This is a genomic window from Vagococcus sp. WN80Y, assembly GCF_059621045.1.
The window spans coordinates 41,327-56,284 of sequence record NZ_JCAQHY010000173.1; the positions used below are offsets into that span (position 1 = coordinate 41,327).

Here is a 14,958-nt window from a genome sequence, read left to right on the forward strand (position 1 = left end):
CTGTTTATTTAAGTCAAAAGGAGAGGTGTGGATGGAAAAACAGGAAAGTCAGAGCTCTGTTAGACAAATGCTCAGCTTTATCTTTAAACGAGTGGTCAATCAGTGGCCGATGCTTGTGCTAAGTATGGGATCGTTACTTTTAATTGCTTTTTTTGAGTTTAGCATTCCCCAGTTGACTCAGCGAATTATTGATGTGATTATTCCTAGCAAGTCGGTTTCTCAATTAGCTTTGACAATTGCTATGTTGGTGGGGTTTGCTAGTGCACTGGGAGTGTTGAGCTATCTTTCAACTTATATTATGAGTCATATCAGTCAGACGGCTATTGTCGAGTTGAGGGAAGACTTGTATCGACACGTGTTGAAGCAAGATTTTAATTTCTTTGAAACTCAAAAAACGGGCGATTTGATGACTCGTTTTTCAGGTGATATCAAAACGATTCAGGATTTAATTTCGCCGACGACATTACGCTTATTTAGTAATGTCTTGACGTTTGTCTTTGTTTTAGGGTTTATGTTAATGAAGGACTGGCGTTTAACTGCGTTGATTTCTTTAACTTTTCCCTTTTTGTATGGGTTGAACTATTTCTTTAGTCGGCATATTAAAGCGGCTTTTCGGCAGGTTAGGCAGTCAACAGCTAAAATTAACAATCACTTACAAACGAGTCTAACATCCGTTTTATTGATTAAGAATTTTGCGACAGAAGAGTATGAAACGAAGCAATTTAGTGATCTTAATGAAGAAAATAAGGCACATTACTTAAGTGCGATGCGTTATCAAAGTTTGTTTTCACCCTCCATTGATTTTATCAACTATATTGGGATGGCGATTGTTTTAGGGTATGGGACTATTCAAGTGTTTAAAGGAGAATTAACAGTGGGGAACATTGTGGCATATTTGGCTTATTTAAAGCTGCTACAAAATCCTGTTCGATCCTTCACTCAAATGGTCAGTCGTTTCCAACAGTCTATCGTGTCTTATGAACGGATTATGGAATTATATGAGGTGCAGCCAGCAATTGTGGATGTTGTTAATCCTGTTGAGCTGACGGGTCTGAAAGAGGGAATTAGATTTGAGGGAGTTGCGTTTAGTTATGAAAAAGGGCAGCCGATTTTAGTAGATTTGTCCTTTGACTTGCCACGTGGGAAGGTGACGGCTCTGGTGGGGGCTTCTGGCTCAGGTAAGACTACGACGACACGATTGTTGACGAGATTGTACGATCCGACAGCAGGAAAAATAGTGATTGATGGTCGTGATAGTCGCGAGTACTCGTTGGCTTCTTTGCGACAACAGATTGGAATTGTGTCTCAGGATATTGAATTGATAGATGGAACTATCCGCGAAAATGTTTCGTATGGTTCACCTACTGCGTCGGAAAAATCGCTAATGGTGGCACTAGAAGCGGCCAAGTTGACTGAATTTGTTGCTTCTCTACCAAAAGGGATCGAGACTCAAGTTGGTGAGCGAGGAATTAAACTGTCAGGTGGGCAAAAGCAACGGATTGCAATTGCTCGGGTCTTTTTAAAAAATGCGCCAATTCTTATTTTAGACGAAGCAACCGCTTCTTTAGATAATGAATCGGAGCGTCATATTCAAACGTCTCTTGATAATTTACTGGAACAAAAAACATCCTTAGTGATTGCTCATCGTTTGTCAACCATTCATCATGCTGACATGATTTTAGTTATGGATCAGGGGGAAATTGTCGAGCGAGGCACACATGAAACGTTATTATCTATAGGTGGTCGTTATTATGAACTTTATCAAGCACAATTTAAATAGGGGAATCGGGAGAGCAATGTCACAATTTGCTCTCTTTTTTATAAAAAAAACTAAAAAAAGAAGAAAAATAATTTTTTTTTTGCCTTTTTTTAGCTAAATTGTCGATTAATATCGATAATACGCAGTTTAGGTGGTTTTTTACTCAAAACTAAAACAGTTGACAAAACAGTACTGTAGAATGTATAGTAGTGTTTGTAAATCAGTATTAAAATAAAATAAAAACTTACGGAGGTAACATTATGTTTACAAAAAAATTAGCACATTTAGCATTAGCATCAACTATGGTATTATCAATCGGAGCATCAGCTTTAACAGTAGGAGCTCACGAAGCATCTGCAGCAACAGTTATTTCTGAATCTGCTTACGAAACAATCATGGCATTTACAGCAGAAGATTTGAATAGCGCAACAGGCGTTAACTTGACAACTGCTAACGTACAAAAAGTATACAATAAATTAAAACAAGCTGCGACTTGGGAAAAATTAGGCTACACAGCTGATCAAGCTAAAAAAATCAGCCAACGTGTAACATTAAGTGCCAACCAAACTCAAGGAATCTTGAAAACAATGGTTAACACTTTAGGTATGCAATTGAAAGTTGTTCTTGTACACAACGCTAACTACCAAGGCGTAAACCTAGGATCAGTAATCTTAGACCCATCAACACCAGAAGTTGAAGTACCAGAGGTTGAAGTACCTGAAATCGAAAAACCATCAACTGGTATCGATGGACGTATTAAAGAAATCGACATCGAATTAGACTACAAAGCTAAAAACCAAGATGTTGATTTAGACTTGGATGTTAAGAGCAACGGTCAAATCAAAGCTAAATACGAAAATGAAGCGACTAGACAAAAAGTTGAAGGCGATGCTGCTAAAGCTGTAGTTATCAATGTTTTAAACGGTCTAGATGTTAACAACATGACTGAAGCACAAATTGCTAACCATGTAACAAGCAAATTAGGCGTTAACAAAAACTTCAAAAAATTTTCATTCAAAGTGAAATATTTTGACGGTTCAAAAGTTGACTTCAAAATTAAATAATAAGCTATGATAGATGGCGGCACTCAGTTATAATAGATGAGTGTCGCTTCTTTTATTGTATGGCAAGCAAAGTTTGTTATAATAGGAGGTGAGACTTGTGCTGGAGATAGCTAGTGAATGGGAGGACCATCAGATTTTGAAAAATACGAATCAGTTTAAAAAAGGCGTGTTGGAGTTGTGTGTCCTTTATTCATTACAAAGGAAAGACCGCTATGGATATGAATTAACTCAGCGGATTGATCAGCATATTTCAATTACAGAAGGGGCGCTTTATCCTGTTTTACGTCGTTTAGTGAAGGAAGGGTATTGCGGGACGTATTTAAAAGAATCCTCGAGTGGGCCAGCAAGAAAGTATTACTCGTTGACTGATGAAGGGCGCGAGTACTTAACGCTGCTAACAGAGGAATGGGATATTTTTGTACAGAACGTTAAATTTTTACGCGAGGAGGAAGATAATGAGCAGGATTGACCAATTTTTTACTGAAATGGAGTCGATGTTTCTTAAAGGAGACAGCGAGGCCTTTTATGATATTAAAGAAGATTTGATGGAACATATCCAAATTCAACTTGAGAAAGGGTTGAATGAAGAGGAAATAATTGAAAAATTAGGCTCTCCAGCGGAGCTGGTAGAGGAGTTCTATGAGGAGCAGCGTCTTCATACGGCGTTGACAGCTGAAACAGATGTTGTGGCAATTGAGGATGTAAAGCTTGTCTATTTACAAGAAAGAAAAGAGCGTGTTTATGGGATATATGAGCGGGTACAGCAGGTTCTAACGATACTCTTGCAGATTATTTTAGTGTGTCTGGGGCTTTTTTCGCTATGTTATCTGGGACTAGAGCTTGTGAGAGAAGGCCATATTGCATTCATTCCAGTGATGATTGTCCTGTCAGTTGGTTTTGGCTTGACTTTAATTAACCGTTCAAAAAAGGAGCGATATCGTGAAGGATTAACTAAAAGAATGCTCTTGATGTCTTTTTTATTTATCGGCTTGGTTATTGCGACTGTAGGAAGCATTGTGAGTGGGCAATTTTTCTATCAAGGGAAGATCTTGAGTCAAACAGTTAAGTTGAAAAAGAACGAGCTAAAATTAGTAAAAATAAAAAGTGATTTTCCGATTGATTTAATTACGATGCCGACCAATGATACAACGATCAAGCTTGAAATCAGAGGGAGAGGAAAATCAGAAGCTAAGAAGATGTTGGCTCAGCTTGAAAAGCAATCAAAAAATGAGTTGATATTGGATTTTGGTGAGAGCAGTGTTTTCGATAGCTTTACTAGCTTCAACCCTTTAGAGGTAGTGCTTTATGTCCCGATTGAATTGGGCGAGGCTGATGTAGAGTTTGTTTTAAATTCGGCACATGTTCAAGCACAAGATTTAGCAGCTAAAAAAGTAGATATTCAGTTAGCGCAAGGGGAGTTTAAATCAGATAATTTTCGAGTGGCTGATTTTTCGTTCCATTCAGAAGCGGCTGATCTGATTATGAATCATTATGAAGGAAAGATCCATGCTTTGAGTCGTAGTGGAAAGATTGTCTTGAAGAATGGTGAGGGAGATGTAGAGCTAGAAACAGTGGATGGCTTTGTTAATTTAGTTGGGATTGAAGCGCATAAAGCCACTCTTAAGAGTGATGACGGTAAGGTTGTTGTGACTGAGACGGATATTGCTGACTTGGTGATCAATAGTCAAACGAATGCGGTCGTTTTAGAAGGTCAGGAAGGAAACACGACGATTTCGATTGCGGGTGGAAAGTTAGTAGCATCGAATAATCAAGGTCACTTGGCGATTAAAAATAATGCGGCATCAATTATTGTGGATCAGGATACTGGGTTGGCTGGGAATATTACGAGTCAATCAGGTTTGGTAAAATGGGTTCAATCGCCGATGGCTCCAATTACGTTTAAAATTTCTTCGGATAAGGGGACCATTGTCAATCAAGTGACTCCGAGTAAGGCTGGAGAGGCTACGCGGACATTTGAAATTAGTAGTCAAACAGGTGATATTAGTTTGTATGATAAAGTAATAGGGGATTAATTTTTAGTAATGGTAACTAAAAGAGGTAAACCTAAAAGTGTGAGTCTGGGCTGATCGGAAGCTCCAGACTTTTTTTGTATAAAAAAACCTCAGCAATTAAGCTGAGGAGGGGCATGCTAGGTTAGAGAGCCTCTATTATAGCGTTTTTGCTGACTTGCAACCTTAATCTAGTAGACTAGGTTTGTGAGAGTTTTTCTGCAATTTCTTTTCATTTAGTTGTTGACCATCGTGGGAGATATTTTTTAAAATTTCAGCTACTTGGACAAATTTAATGGCATCATCAATTAGGTCATGATCTTGTAAGATAATTCCCTTTAGCAAAAAAAGTTCGTCAAGAAAATAATAGTTTTTTAAGCGGCTGCTCCATGAGATTCCTTGGTTAATCACACTCAGTGCTTCTTTATAGTTACGTAAATCAATATAAAGTGTGGCAATATTGTAAAAAACTTTAGCTAATTGGTTGTCAGATCGCTGTTTGGTTTGATTGTAAAAAGCGTTCATACTGTGCTTAAGGTAGGCGATTCCTCGGCCAGGGTTTCCTTGATTGGCTATTACTTTTCCCATTTCGCTTAGAATGATGATTTCCATATCACTCAAATGTTGTTTTTTTAAGTGGTAGGTGAAATCTAAGGCTGTTTGAAACGTGTCAAGCACCTGTGGGCTATAAGGGTTAAAATAATAGTCACAACAGGCTTGATAAAAATAATATTCTTGTTGTTGCTGCTTGGTGGTTAGAGTTTTGAAGACATCTGTCTCATCTATAATTCGTTTTAAGTTATGGTATTGAGTACTTTGATGATAAAATTTTATTAGCGCTAACCATTCATTTTTTTCTTCAGTAGTTGTGGATGATAGCTCATAATCGGTTCCGAGGATATAATCTAATGAGACCTCAAGTCGATCACACAGCTGTTTCATTAGGATTACGCTAGGAATAACTTCGTTGTTTTCAATACGACTAAGCATGGCTTGAGAGCAAATATCGGCAGCCAGTTCTTTTTGCGATAATTGTTGTGAGGTTCGTGTTTCTTTTAAGGCACTCCCAAAATGAAATGAATTATACATAGTATCAGCTCCTTTACTAAGCTATAGTGTCTTGAACTTCACTATAAGTTTAAGGCAAATAAATAGGCTAAGCAAAGGATAAGACCCAAAAGGAAGTAGAATTTTGTCAAACATCCGATAAATGATTAAATGGCGAAAAAGGGAGGGACCAAAGCAGTTTATGCTATGATTCCTCCCTTTGATTTTATTAGTTTGTGAATTGTGGTAGGTATTGTTTATGGGCGTCTAATAATTCGTCCATAACTGTTTGAGCAATTGTTCCACTAGTGATTAATGGGTTCATAGTGAAGGCTTGCATCAATGTTCCACGGTCACCAGTGACAGCGGCTTTGATGGTTAATTCTTCCATTGATTTCATCAATTGCAGTAAGCCACGAATTTCTGGCTCGAAGCTACCAAAGGTAAATGGTACTGGGCCGTTACCTGTGATTAGGCAAGTAACTTCAACAGCTGATTCAGCTGGTAAATCGCTAATAGTTCCGTTATTTCGAGTGCTAACAGTCATAACTGTGCGTTTGTCGTTATAGATAGAGTTGATAATCTCACAAGCCGCATCGCTGTATCGAGCGCCACCACGTTCAGCAAGTTGCTGTGGTTTGTGATCTAATTCAGGGTCTTTGTATAAATCGAATAATTCGGCTTCGATTTGTTTAACTTTTTCAGCACGAGTTCCATTGTTCTTGAAATCCTCGAGCTCATCAGCCAACATTTTGTCGGTCATATAATAGTACTGATGGTAAGGACAAGGAACCATGTGTAGGTTTTCAACTTGCTCATAAACGTAGCTGTTGTCTTCGATATTCGCTACAATGCTCTTACCTGTGGCATCTTTGCCATACATCCGATTAATCAATTCATCTGTCAGATTTTGACCATTGTTATCAGTTACTGTATGCCAATGCAAGTGGTTGATCCCAGCAAATTGGAAAAACAGTTCTTTTTGATTGCGCTCAAGTATGTCAGCTTCTTCAAAGACCGCATTAACCGGAATGTTACAAAGTCCAACAACCTTGTCCCAGTTTCCATAACGAAGAACGGCTTCAGTTACCATGCCTGCTGGGTTAGTAAAGTTGATTAGCCAAGCATTTGGGCAAAGCTCTTTCATGTCTTCGACAATTTCTAAGATAACAGGAACCGTCCGTAACGCTTTGAAAATTCCGCCAGCTCCATTGGTTTCTTGGCCAATCATCCCGTGACTCAATGGAATTCGTTCATCTAAAATTCGAGCATCAAGTAATCCCACACGCATTTGTGTTGTTACGAAGTCAGCATCTTTCAGTGCTTCACGACGATCTAGAGTCAAATGAACTTCGCAATCGATGCCAGCTGCTTTCACCATGCGCTTAGCCATTTCCCCAACGATCTCTAATTTCTCGCGTCCGGCTTCGATATCAACTAACCACAATTCTTTTACTGGTAATTCTGCATGACGTTTGATAAATCCTTCGACAAGTTCTGGCGTGTAGCTAGAACCGCCTCCAATAGTAACTATTTTTAATCCTTTTGACATAGTGATAGGTCATCCCTTCTGTTCTTTTATAGCTCTAGTATACCGTGAATTTTTTTTATGACTATCATTTTTGCTTAAAATGGAACAGTGTGATAATTAAGTGATTTGTTACTTTATTGAAACACTGTGTTACATTTTTGTTTCTACTCTTCTGAATCTTAGTGGATTAACAGGTCAGTTTACAAGGAAAAGGGTTGCCTATTTTTTATAATAGAATGGTGATAGTTTTAAAAGAAAATAATTTTCTTTTAAAACTTATTGTAAAAATGGTTTTCATGGGTTAAACTATATTTATGAAATCGCTATTATGTAGAAGGGAGAAAGATAACATAGGTTTGACTGTCCTTTTCTATAATTGATTAGAGGCTGAAAGGAATGATTGGTTTCGTCAGAGCGTGATTACGAGGCTTTGAAAATGAAGGGTCAAAAGGTGATTTTTAACTGAGAGACAGGAAATAAATTAGGATAAAAATGGAGGAAATACGTATGAAAGAAAAGATTTACCACCAATTAGCTGGAGGGTTAATTGTATCCTGTCAAGCGTTGGAGAATGAACCGCTACATAGCTCGTTTATTATGTCGAGAATGGCGCGGGCTGCTAAGGAAGCAGGGGCGATTGGAGTAAGGGCGAATTCAGTAGTTGATATCCAAGCAATTAAGGATACGGTGTCATTGCCAGTTATTGGGATTATTAAAAGGGATTATGCTGATTCAAGAGTTTTTATTACACCGACTTTGAAGGAAGTTAGACAAGTTTGTGCGACTGGCTGTGAGATTGTTGCTTTAGATGGCACAGTGCGTCAACGGCCAAATAAGGAAGATTTAGCAACTGTGATTAAGACAATTCGTCAAGAGTACCCAGAAGTTCTTTTGATGGCAGATACGGGAACCCTAGAAGATGTGCGTTATGCTGAAGACGTTGGTTTTGATATTATCGGGACGACTTTATATGGCTATACAGCAGAAACTGAAGGGTTGAACATTGCCGATGATGATTTTACTCATTTGAAAGCAGTGCTAGCATCTACTCATTTACCTGTCATAGCTGAAGGGAAGATTGACACGCCTGCGAAGGCTAAGCGAGTAATAGAGCTTGGTTGTTTGTGTGTGGTGAGTGGTGGAGCAATTACCCGACCTCAGGAAATTACGAAGCGTTTTATTGATGAGATTAAATCGCTTGAAATTGATAGTGGTAGCAATGGTGCTTTTTAGGCATCAACATTAAGGAGGAGTTACCTTGCAAGTAAAAAAGAAGAAGTATCGCGGCATTGAGAATCCATTATCGGGTTATTTGTTTATTGCCCCTCAATTAATCTTGTTTTTAGTATTTATCGCTTATCCAGTAGCTGAAGGGTTTCGAATGAGCTTGTTTCAATCATCTTATCAAGGAGAATTGTTTGTAGGATTAGATAACTATCTTCATTTATTTAAAGACCCAGTTTTTATGAAGTCAATTCTCAATACAGTTGTCTTTGTTATTGCGATTGTATTTTTAACGATTATTTTCGGTTTGTTTGTTGCGACAGCCGTCTATGATAAAAATGCGAGCTATGTCTCGTTTATTCGTGGGAGTTTTTATCTACCGGTGATGGTATCGATGGTTGTGATGAGTATGATCTGGAATTTTTTACTCAATCCTGCCAATGGTTTAATTTCCCATCTTTTAGGAAATATGGGCGCAGATAATGTGAATTTATTGGGAAGTAAGGTTTGGGTTATGCCGGTGATAATATTTGTTACTTTTGTGGGTAATGTGGGACAATCTATAATTCTTTATATTGCCGCGATGATCGGTATTCCAGAGGATTACTTTGAGGCAGCGCAGATCGATGGCGCGACGAGATGGCAACGAATTACCAAGATTTTGATTCCATTGGTAAAGCCGACAACCTTGTATTTGACAGTTATTAACATTATCGCTGTGTTGAAAATTTTTGTGGTCATTCAGTTATTAACAGGTGGAGGTCCAAATAATTCATCTGTCACGATGATGTACTATTTATATCAAAATGCGTTTGTTTACAATAATACGGGAGTTGCAGCGGCTGTGGGAGTTATTATGTTTGTCATTGCTTTATTATTATCGTTACCACAGTTTAAGACATTTGGAAAAAACGAATAAGGAGGAGAGGGTAGCGTGAAATTAATAAAAAGACTGGCAAAATTAGAAAAACCAGATTTAATTGTAAACATCGTTGTGACACTTTTAGCTATTTTGAGTTTGTTACCGCTTGCGTGGTTGATTACTAATTCTTTGAAGACATCAGCAGATATTTATAAGATGCCACCAGATATTTTACCAAAGTCCTTGTATCTTGATAATTATAAGGAGCTTTTCAATAATCAACCAGCTTTGCGTTGGACGTTTAATAGTTTTTTTGTCTCTTTTGTGACGACGGGGTTGAGTGTGGTATTTTCATCGGCGGCGGCTTATGCATTTGCTAAATTGAAATTTAAAGGGAAAAAGCTGTTGTTTACACTATTTATTGGGTCTTTGATGATCCCGAAGGAAACTTTTATTGTGCCGTTATTTAAGATTGTGGTGGCTTTTAATTGGGTAGATACTTATCAATCGTTAATTATTCCTAATTTAGCGACATGTTTTGGGGTCTTTATGCTTAAATCTTTTTTTGAAGCAATTCCTGATTCAATTAGAGAATCTGCTAAGCTTGATGGGGCTAATGAGTTCACTATTTTTTGGAAATTAATGTTACCAATTGCCAAGCCAGGAATCGGAGCCTTATTCATTTTGAATTTTGTGACATTTTGGAATGATTATCTCTGGCAATTGTTGATGGCAAGAAGTAAGGAGATGAATACCTTAACAGTAGGTGTTGCGGGATTAATGCAGGAAATTAATCCAAATATGGGCTTGAAAGTTGCAGGGGCTGCGGTAGCTGCCTTACCGATGATTGTCATTTTTATTTTATTTCAGAAGTATTTTACTAAAGGAATCGCAGCGGGAGCTGTTAAAGAATAAGAATAAGGGAGTGTACGTAGAAATGAAAAAGAGAAGCAAATTAGTAGTGGGTGTCGTTTTACTAGTATCAACACTAGGGTTACTAGCTAGTTGTGGTAAGTCTGATAAAAAAGCAGAGAATAAAGGCTCTGACAAGGTGACCTTGGAAATGTGGTTGACGCCACAATGGAAAGGGGTAATGGATGCTTCGGAGGATAAGGCGGACTATGACAGTTTCTTTAAGGAAGCAGCTAAGCGTTATGAAGCTGAAAATCCGAATGTGACAATTAATGTTCAGGTAATTCCAGGTGAGCAAAGAGCTGATAAGTTAAGTGTTGCTATTCAAACGAAAGAGTTGCCAGATATGTTTTTTGACTCTAGCTTCGCGTTAAGTGAGTATGCTCATATGGGCGTTTTGGCGCCATTAGATGACATTATTGATGATGAGACTAGAGGGGATATTTCTGAATCTATTTGGGGTAATGTGACGATTAACGATCAGACTTACTTCTATCCATTTGGACATAATCCTGGTACGTTAGCTTATAATGCAGACATGTTCAAGGCTGCGGGGCTGGATAAGTATGTAGCAGATGAGCATGAGATTGCGAATTGGTCAGTGGATGAACTTCGAACGATAGCAGAAACTTTGAAAGAAAAGAATAAAGAGGTGGCTCCTTTTGGCTTATTTGCTAAGAATAATCAAGGGGATACATGGAATATGTCTTATATGCGGATGTTTGGCAACTCCTTTTTTAATAAGAAAGGTCAAATTGTTGTGAATCAGGATAATGGTGTCGAGGCTCTTGAGTTTATTGATAAACTGAGAAAAGATGGGCTGACGACAACAGGAGCAGAGACATTGACTAGTAATGATGTTAACGCGATGTTCCAAAACAAACAAACGGCCATTAATTTTACTAATAGTGTGCTATTTAATGGGATTGCTAAGGATATGGAAGACGGTAAGGTCGAAAAGTTTGATATGCGTTTGGCCAATATTCCTGGGAAAAATCAGCCAGTTTCATTTACTTATGTGACGAGTTCAGTTGTGTTTGATTCTGGTGATAAGGCTCGAGTTGAGGCGGCGAAGGATTTTGTTAAGTTCTATTCAACAGATAAAGAGTTGGTTAAGGCATCTAAAAATACGTTGCCAGTTCGTGAATCTGTTATTGAAGAGCTTCAAACTGAGATGCCTTATCTAGCGGCATACAATAAAAATTCTGAAAATATTATCAATTTTTCTAACAATACTCCAGGATATGTTGAATTGAGAAATGCCTTTTTCCCTGAATTGCAAGCACTCTTTACAGGAGATAAATCAGCTAAAGAGGCACTGGATTCCTTTACAGAAAGTGGCAATCGAATTATTGAAGATAATACTAAAAAATCAGTTATCTTGAAGTAATAAAGTGGGTGACTAGGGAGGAGGATGTGATGATTTATTTTGATCAAGAGCAAGGCAGTCACTATTTGAAAACCGTTCCTGATTGGGCTGTGATTGAGGAGACGTTAGACAAGATCATGGCTGGGCTAATGGATGAGGGCCGCTATCAATTGAACGAGAGGCTATCTGTATCGATTTTTACTTACCAAACAGCTGATTCCTGGAAGAGGCAATGGGAAGCTCATAGTGAACATATTGATGTTCATGTGATAGTAAGTGGTCAAGAAATTATCGAGTTTATCTCAACAAAGGGTCTAAAAAAAGAGGCTATCGACAACGTTAACGATTCATATGAAGTTCAGGGGAATGCAAGTAATCAGTGGCATTTAAAGCCTAATCAGCGATTACTAATCTACCCAGATGAGGGGCATAAAACAGGGGTTCAGTGTGACCGGTCGGAGCAAGTAAAAAAAGCTGTATTCAAAATTAAGGTAAAGTAGGTGAGATGTATGGAGCCAATTCTTTGTTTTGATATTGGGGGAACAAGTATCAAGTATGGGCTTTACACCTCTGAGGGACAGCTTCTTAACTTGTTTCCAAGTGTCCCGACACAGGCTGAACAGCAAGCTATTTTAGAGACGGTTCGTCAGTTGATTGTTGCGGTTAAACACACTCATGAGATTGCAGGGATTGCGATTGCAAGTGCTGGGGTAATTGATAGTCAAACGGGCACAGTAATTTATTCTGGTTACACGATTCCTGATTATACTGGAACGGCATTTAAGCAGGTATTGGAAAAAGAGTTTAGCATTCCTTGCGAGGTTGAAAATGATGTTAATGCCGCTTGTTTAGCGGAATCGTGGCAAGGGGCTGGGGTAGGCTATCAGTCAATGGTTTGTTTGACGATAGGAACTGGAGTGGGCGGTTCCTTGATGATTAATGGTCAATTAGTTAAAGGTGTTGGATTTACAGCAGGTGAGATTGGTTATATGCAAGTGGACGGTCACTATTTTCAAGATGTTGCATCGACTACCTTTTTAGTTAGGCGAGCCAATGAGTTAAATGGTTCTGAGAGGTTTACGGAAGGGAAAGCTGTTTTTAAAGCGGCTAAAGCAGGTGACAATACGTGTTTTCAAGCTATTGATGAATTAATTGGTTACTTAGCAAGTGGTTTAGTCACAATAATTTACTTACTAAATCCAGAAATCATTGTCTTAGGTGGAGGGATTATGTCCCAAAAAGCTTATTTAAGTGATAAACTGGTAGAAAGAGTGTCAGAGAAACTCATTAGTCCGATGTTTGATAAAACAGCTATTAAGTTTGCTGAGAATCAAAACAACGCGGGAATGTTAGGAGCTCTGTATCATTTTAATCAAAAACATAGTAGGTGAATGAGATGAGTATACTAGAAGAGATTCAAAATCAATTCCCAGACTTTTCCGAGAAAGAAAAACAAATTGCCACTTATTTATTACAGAATAGTGAGACGATTAAGAATATTAATATTTCTGAATTGGCTAAGTTGACGCATTCGTCACCAGCCACAATTACTCGTTTTGCTAAAAAAATGAATAGTAGTAGTTTTGTTGATTTAAAGATTCGCTTGAATTCATCTAGTAATCAGGAATCAGAGAATAGTCAATTAAAAAAAGCGGATCAAATTTATGATTTTTATTCGAAAGTGATTGAAAATACGCGAAAGATTACTAAGACAGAACAAATTGAAGCGGTTGTTTCTTTAATCGAGCAGGCAGAGCGCATCTTGATTTTAGGTGTAGGAAGTTCTGGCTTGACGGCAACTGAATTAACTCAACGGTTGTTGCGTATGGGGTTAAATGTTACGGCCATTACCGATCCACATTTTATGATTATTAGCAGTTCAATTGCGGCTAAAAATGATTTGGTTATTGGCATTTCAACGTCAGGAGAAACAAATGAAGTGGTTAGTTCAATGAAACTGGCTAAAAAGTCTGGCGCAACCATTGTTAGTTTCACTAGCTTCAGTCATAGTCATATTGCTCAGTTAAGCGATATTAGCTTGGTTTCGTACAGTAGTCACTTTGTGGATAATAGGAGATTTATTAATTCGCAGTTTGCCACAATGTACATTGTTGATATTATTTCAACATTATTATTAGAAAAAGAAATTTACAGTTATAAGATGGACCGCACCATTGATGTTATCACGAAATCTTTGGATGACGAGTTCTAATTAAAGGAGCAGATAATGAGAGATTTAGAAAAATATAAAGGGATTATCCCTGCATTTTACGCTTGTTATGATGAGCAAGGGGAAGTCAGTCCTGAGCGCGTGCAGAAGTTAGCGAAGTACTATTTTGAAAAAGGCGTTAAGGGATTATATGTTGGAGGGAGTTCTGGTGAGTGTATTTATCAAACGATAGCTGAGAGAAAAGTAGTACTTGAGAATGTAATGGCAGCTGTTGGTGGGAAAATGACGATTATTGCGCACATTGCGGCTCCTTCAACACGAGATAGTGTTAAGTTGGCAAAACATGCTGAGGCTTTAGGAGTTGACGCTTTGGCTGCAATTCCACCTATTTATTTTGTTTTGCCAGAGAAGGCGATTGAAGCTTATTGGGCAAGTATGGCAGAGGCGACGTCACTTGATTTCATTATTTATAATATTCCACAAACAACGGGGTATGCTTTGTCGGTTGACTTGCTAAATAACATGCTAGAACGTGATCAAGTGATAGGGGTTAAAAACTCTTCAATGCCTGTGATGGATATTAACACGTTTAAGCTGAACAGTCAGCGTGAGATTATTGTTTTTAATGGACCTGATGAGCAATTTGTTGGCGGTCGTGCGATGGGTGCCGATGGTGGGATTGGTGGTACTTATGGTGTTATGCCGGAAGTTTATTTGAAAGCAGATCAATTAATTAAAGAAAATAGAATGACGGAAGCGCTAGAGCTACAATATGAGATTAACCGAATCATTTTTAAAATGGTTTCATGTGAAGGTAATTTGTATGATGTGATGAAAAAAATATTGTCTCTTGATGGCATGGAGATCGGTGAAGCGCGGCTACCTTTGCCACGACTAACTTCAGCAGACCTTGTAATTGTTGAAGAGGCTCGTGAGATGATTCATGACTTGTTGGCTAAAATTAAGTAATAGTAAGAAAAGTTGGGATATAAAGTCGTTTTACCCCGAGTG

14 protein-coding genes are annotated in these 14,958 nt (G+C 38.2%); 12 read left to right on the forward strand and 2 right to left on the reverse strand.

Features of this window, described 5'->3' with window-relative positions:
• The first annotated feature begins 31 nt into the window (after positions 1 to 31).
• The 4 genes from AC5KOD_RS19845 (at position 32) to AC5KOD_RS19860 (ending at position 4,856) form a co-directional block, all read left to right on the forward strand.
• The gene (locus AC5KOD_RS19845; RefSeq protein ID WP_496916323.1) at positions 32 to 1,780 is read left to right on the forward strand and encodes an ABC transporter ATP-binding protein; all 1,749 of its coding nucleotides are present in this window, start codon (positions 32 to 34) and stop codon (positions 1,778 to 1,780) included.
• A 239-nt stretch (positions 1,781 to 2,019) separates the two neighbouring features.
• The gene (locus AC5KOD_RS19850; protein WP_496916324.1) at positions 2,020 to 2,823 is read left to right on the forward strand and encodes a YusW family protein; all 804 of its coding nucleotides are present in this window, start codon (positions 2,020 to 2,022) and stop codon (positions 2,821 to 2,823) included.
• A 97-nt stretch (positions 2,824 to 2,920) separates the two neighbouring features.
• Positions 2,921 to 3,292: a PadR family transcriptional regulator gene (locus tag AC5KOD_RS19855; protein ID WP_496916325.1), complete on the forward strand. Its 372-nt coding sequence runs from the start codon at positions 2,921 to 2,923 to the stop codon at positions 3,290 to 3,292.
• Positions 3,279 to 4,856, forward strand: a complete 1,578-nt coding sequence (locus AC5KOD_RS19860) for a DUF4097 family beta strand repeat-containing protein (RefSeq protein WP_496916326.1) — start codon at positions 3,279 to 3,281, stop codon at positions 4,854 to 4,856. Before AC5KOD_RS19855 ends, AC5KOD_RS19860 begins: the two co-directional genes overlap by 14 nt.
• A 162-nt stretch (positions 4,857 to 5,018) precedes the next feature.
• On the opposite strand, the gene AC5KOD_RS19865 is transcribed toward AC5KOD_RS19860, so the two are convergent.
• Positions 5,019 to 5,921 (reverse strand): helix-turn-helix domain-containing protein, encoded by a 903-nt coding sequence (locus AC5KOD_RS19865; protein WP_496916327.1) that lies wholly within the window; start codon positions 5,919 to 5,921, stop codon positions 5,019 to 5,021.
• Between the two features lie 187 nt (positions 5,922 to 6,108).
• Positions 6,109 to 7,431 carry a 6-phospho-beta-glucosidase gene (locus tag AC5KOD_RS19870; protein WP_496916328.1) on the reverse strand — a complete coding sequence of 441 codons (1,323 nt, stop codon included), beginning with the start codon at positions 7,429 to 7,431 and terminating at the stop codon, positions 6,109 to 6,111.
• 486 nt (positions 7,432 to 7,917) lie between these two features.
• Between AC5KOD_RS19870 and AC5KOD_RS19875 the strand changes: the two genes are divergently transcribed.
• Genes AC5KOD_RS19875 through AC5KOD_RS19910 form a run of 8 tightly spaced genes read left to right on the forward strand, consistent with a single transcriptional unit; the run spans position 7,918 to position 14,916 of the window.
• Positions 7,918 to 8,643 carry an N-acetylmannosamine-6-phosphate 2-epimerase gene (locus tag AC5KOD_RS19875; protein ID WP_496916329.1) on the forward strand — a complete coding sequence of 242 codons (726 nt, stop codon included), beginning with the start codon at positions 7,918 to 7,920 and terminating at the stop codon, positions 8,641 to 8,643.
• 25 nt (positions 8,644 to 8,668) lie between these two features.
• Complete coding sequence (locus tag AC5KOD_RS19880; RefSeq protein ID WP_496916330.1) at positions 8,669 to 9,553, forward strand: carbohydrate ABC transporter permease; 885 nt, start codon at positions 8,669 to 8,671, stop codon at positions 9,551 to 9,553.
• A gap of 15 nt (positions 9,554 to 9,568) precedes the next feature.
• Entirely contained in the window at positions 9,569 to 10,411 is an 843-nt protein-coding gene (locus AC5KOD_RS19885; protein ID WP_496916331.1) for a carbohydrate ABC transporter permease, read from the forward strand.
• Positions 10,412 to 10,433: 22 nt separating this feature from the next.
• The gene (locus tag AC5KOD_RS19890; RefSeq protein WP_496916332.1) at positions 10,434 to 11,798 is read left to right on the forward strand and encodes an ABC transporter substrate-binding protein; all 1,365 of its coding nucleotides are present in this window, start codon (positions 10,434 to 10,436) and stop codon (positions 11,796 to 11,798) included.
• A 29-nt stretch (positions 11,799 to 11,827) separates the two neighbouring features.
• Positions 11,828 to 12,277: a NanQ anomerase/TabA/YiaL family protein gene (locus tag AC5KOD_RS19895; protein WP_496916333.1), complete on the forward strand. Its 450-nt coding sequence runs from the start codon at positions 11,828 to 11,830 to the stop codon at positions 12,275 to 12,277.
• Positions 12,278 to 12,286: 9 nt separating this feature from the next.
• Positions 12,287 to 13,168, forward strand: coding sequence for an ROK family protein (locus AC5KOD_RS19900; protein ID WP_496916334.1), 882 nt, complete (start codon positions 12,287 to 12,289; stop codon positions 13,166 to 13,168).
• A 5-nt stretch (positions 13,169 to 13,173) separates the two neighbouring features.
• The gene (locus AC5KOD_RS19905; protein ID WP_496916335.1) at positions 13,174 to 13,989 is read left to right on the forward strand and encodes a MurR/RpiR family transcriptional regulator; all 816 of its coding nucleotides are present in this window, start codon (positions 13,174 to 13,176) and stop codon (positions 13,987 to 13,989) included.
• A 15-nt stretch (positions 13,990 to 14,004) separates the two neighbouring features.
• Entirely contained in the window at positions 14,005 to 14,916 is a 912-nt protein-coding gene (locus AC5KOD_RS19910; protein WP_496916336.1) for a dihydrodipicolinate synthase family protein, read from the forward strand.
• Positions 14,917 to 14,958: the final 42 nt, after the last annotated feature.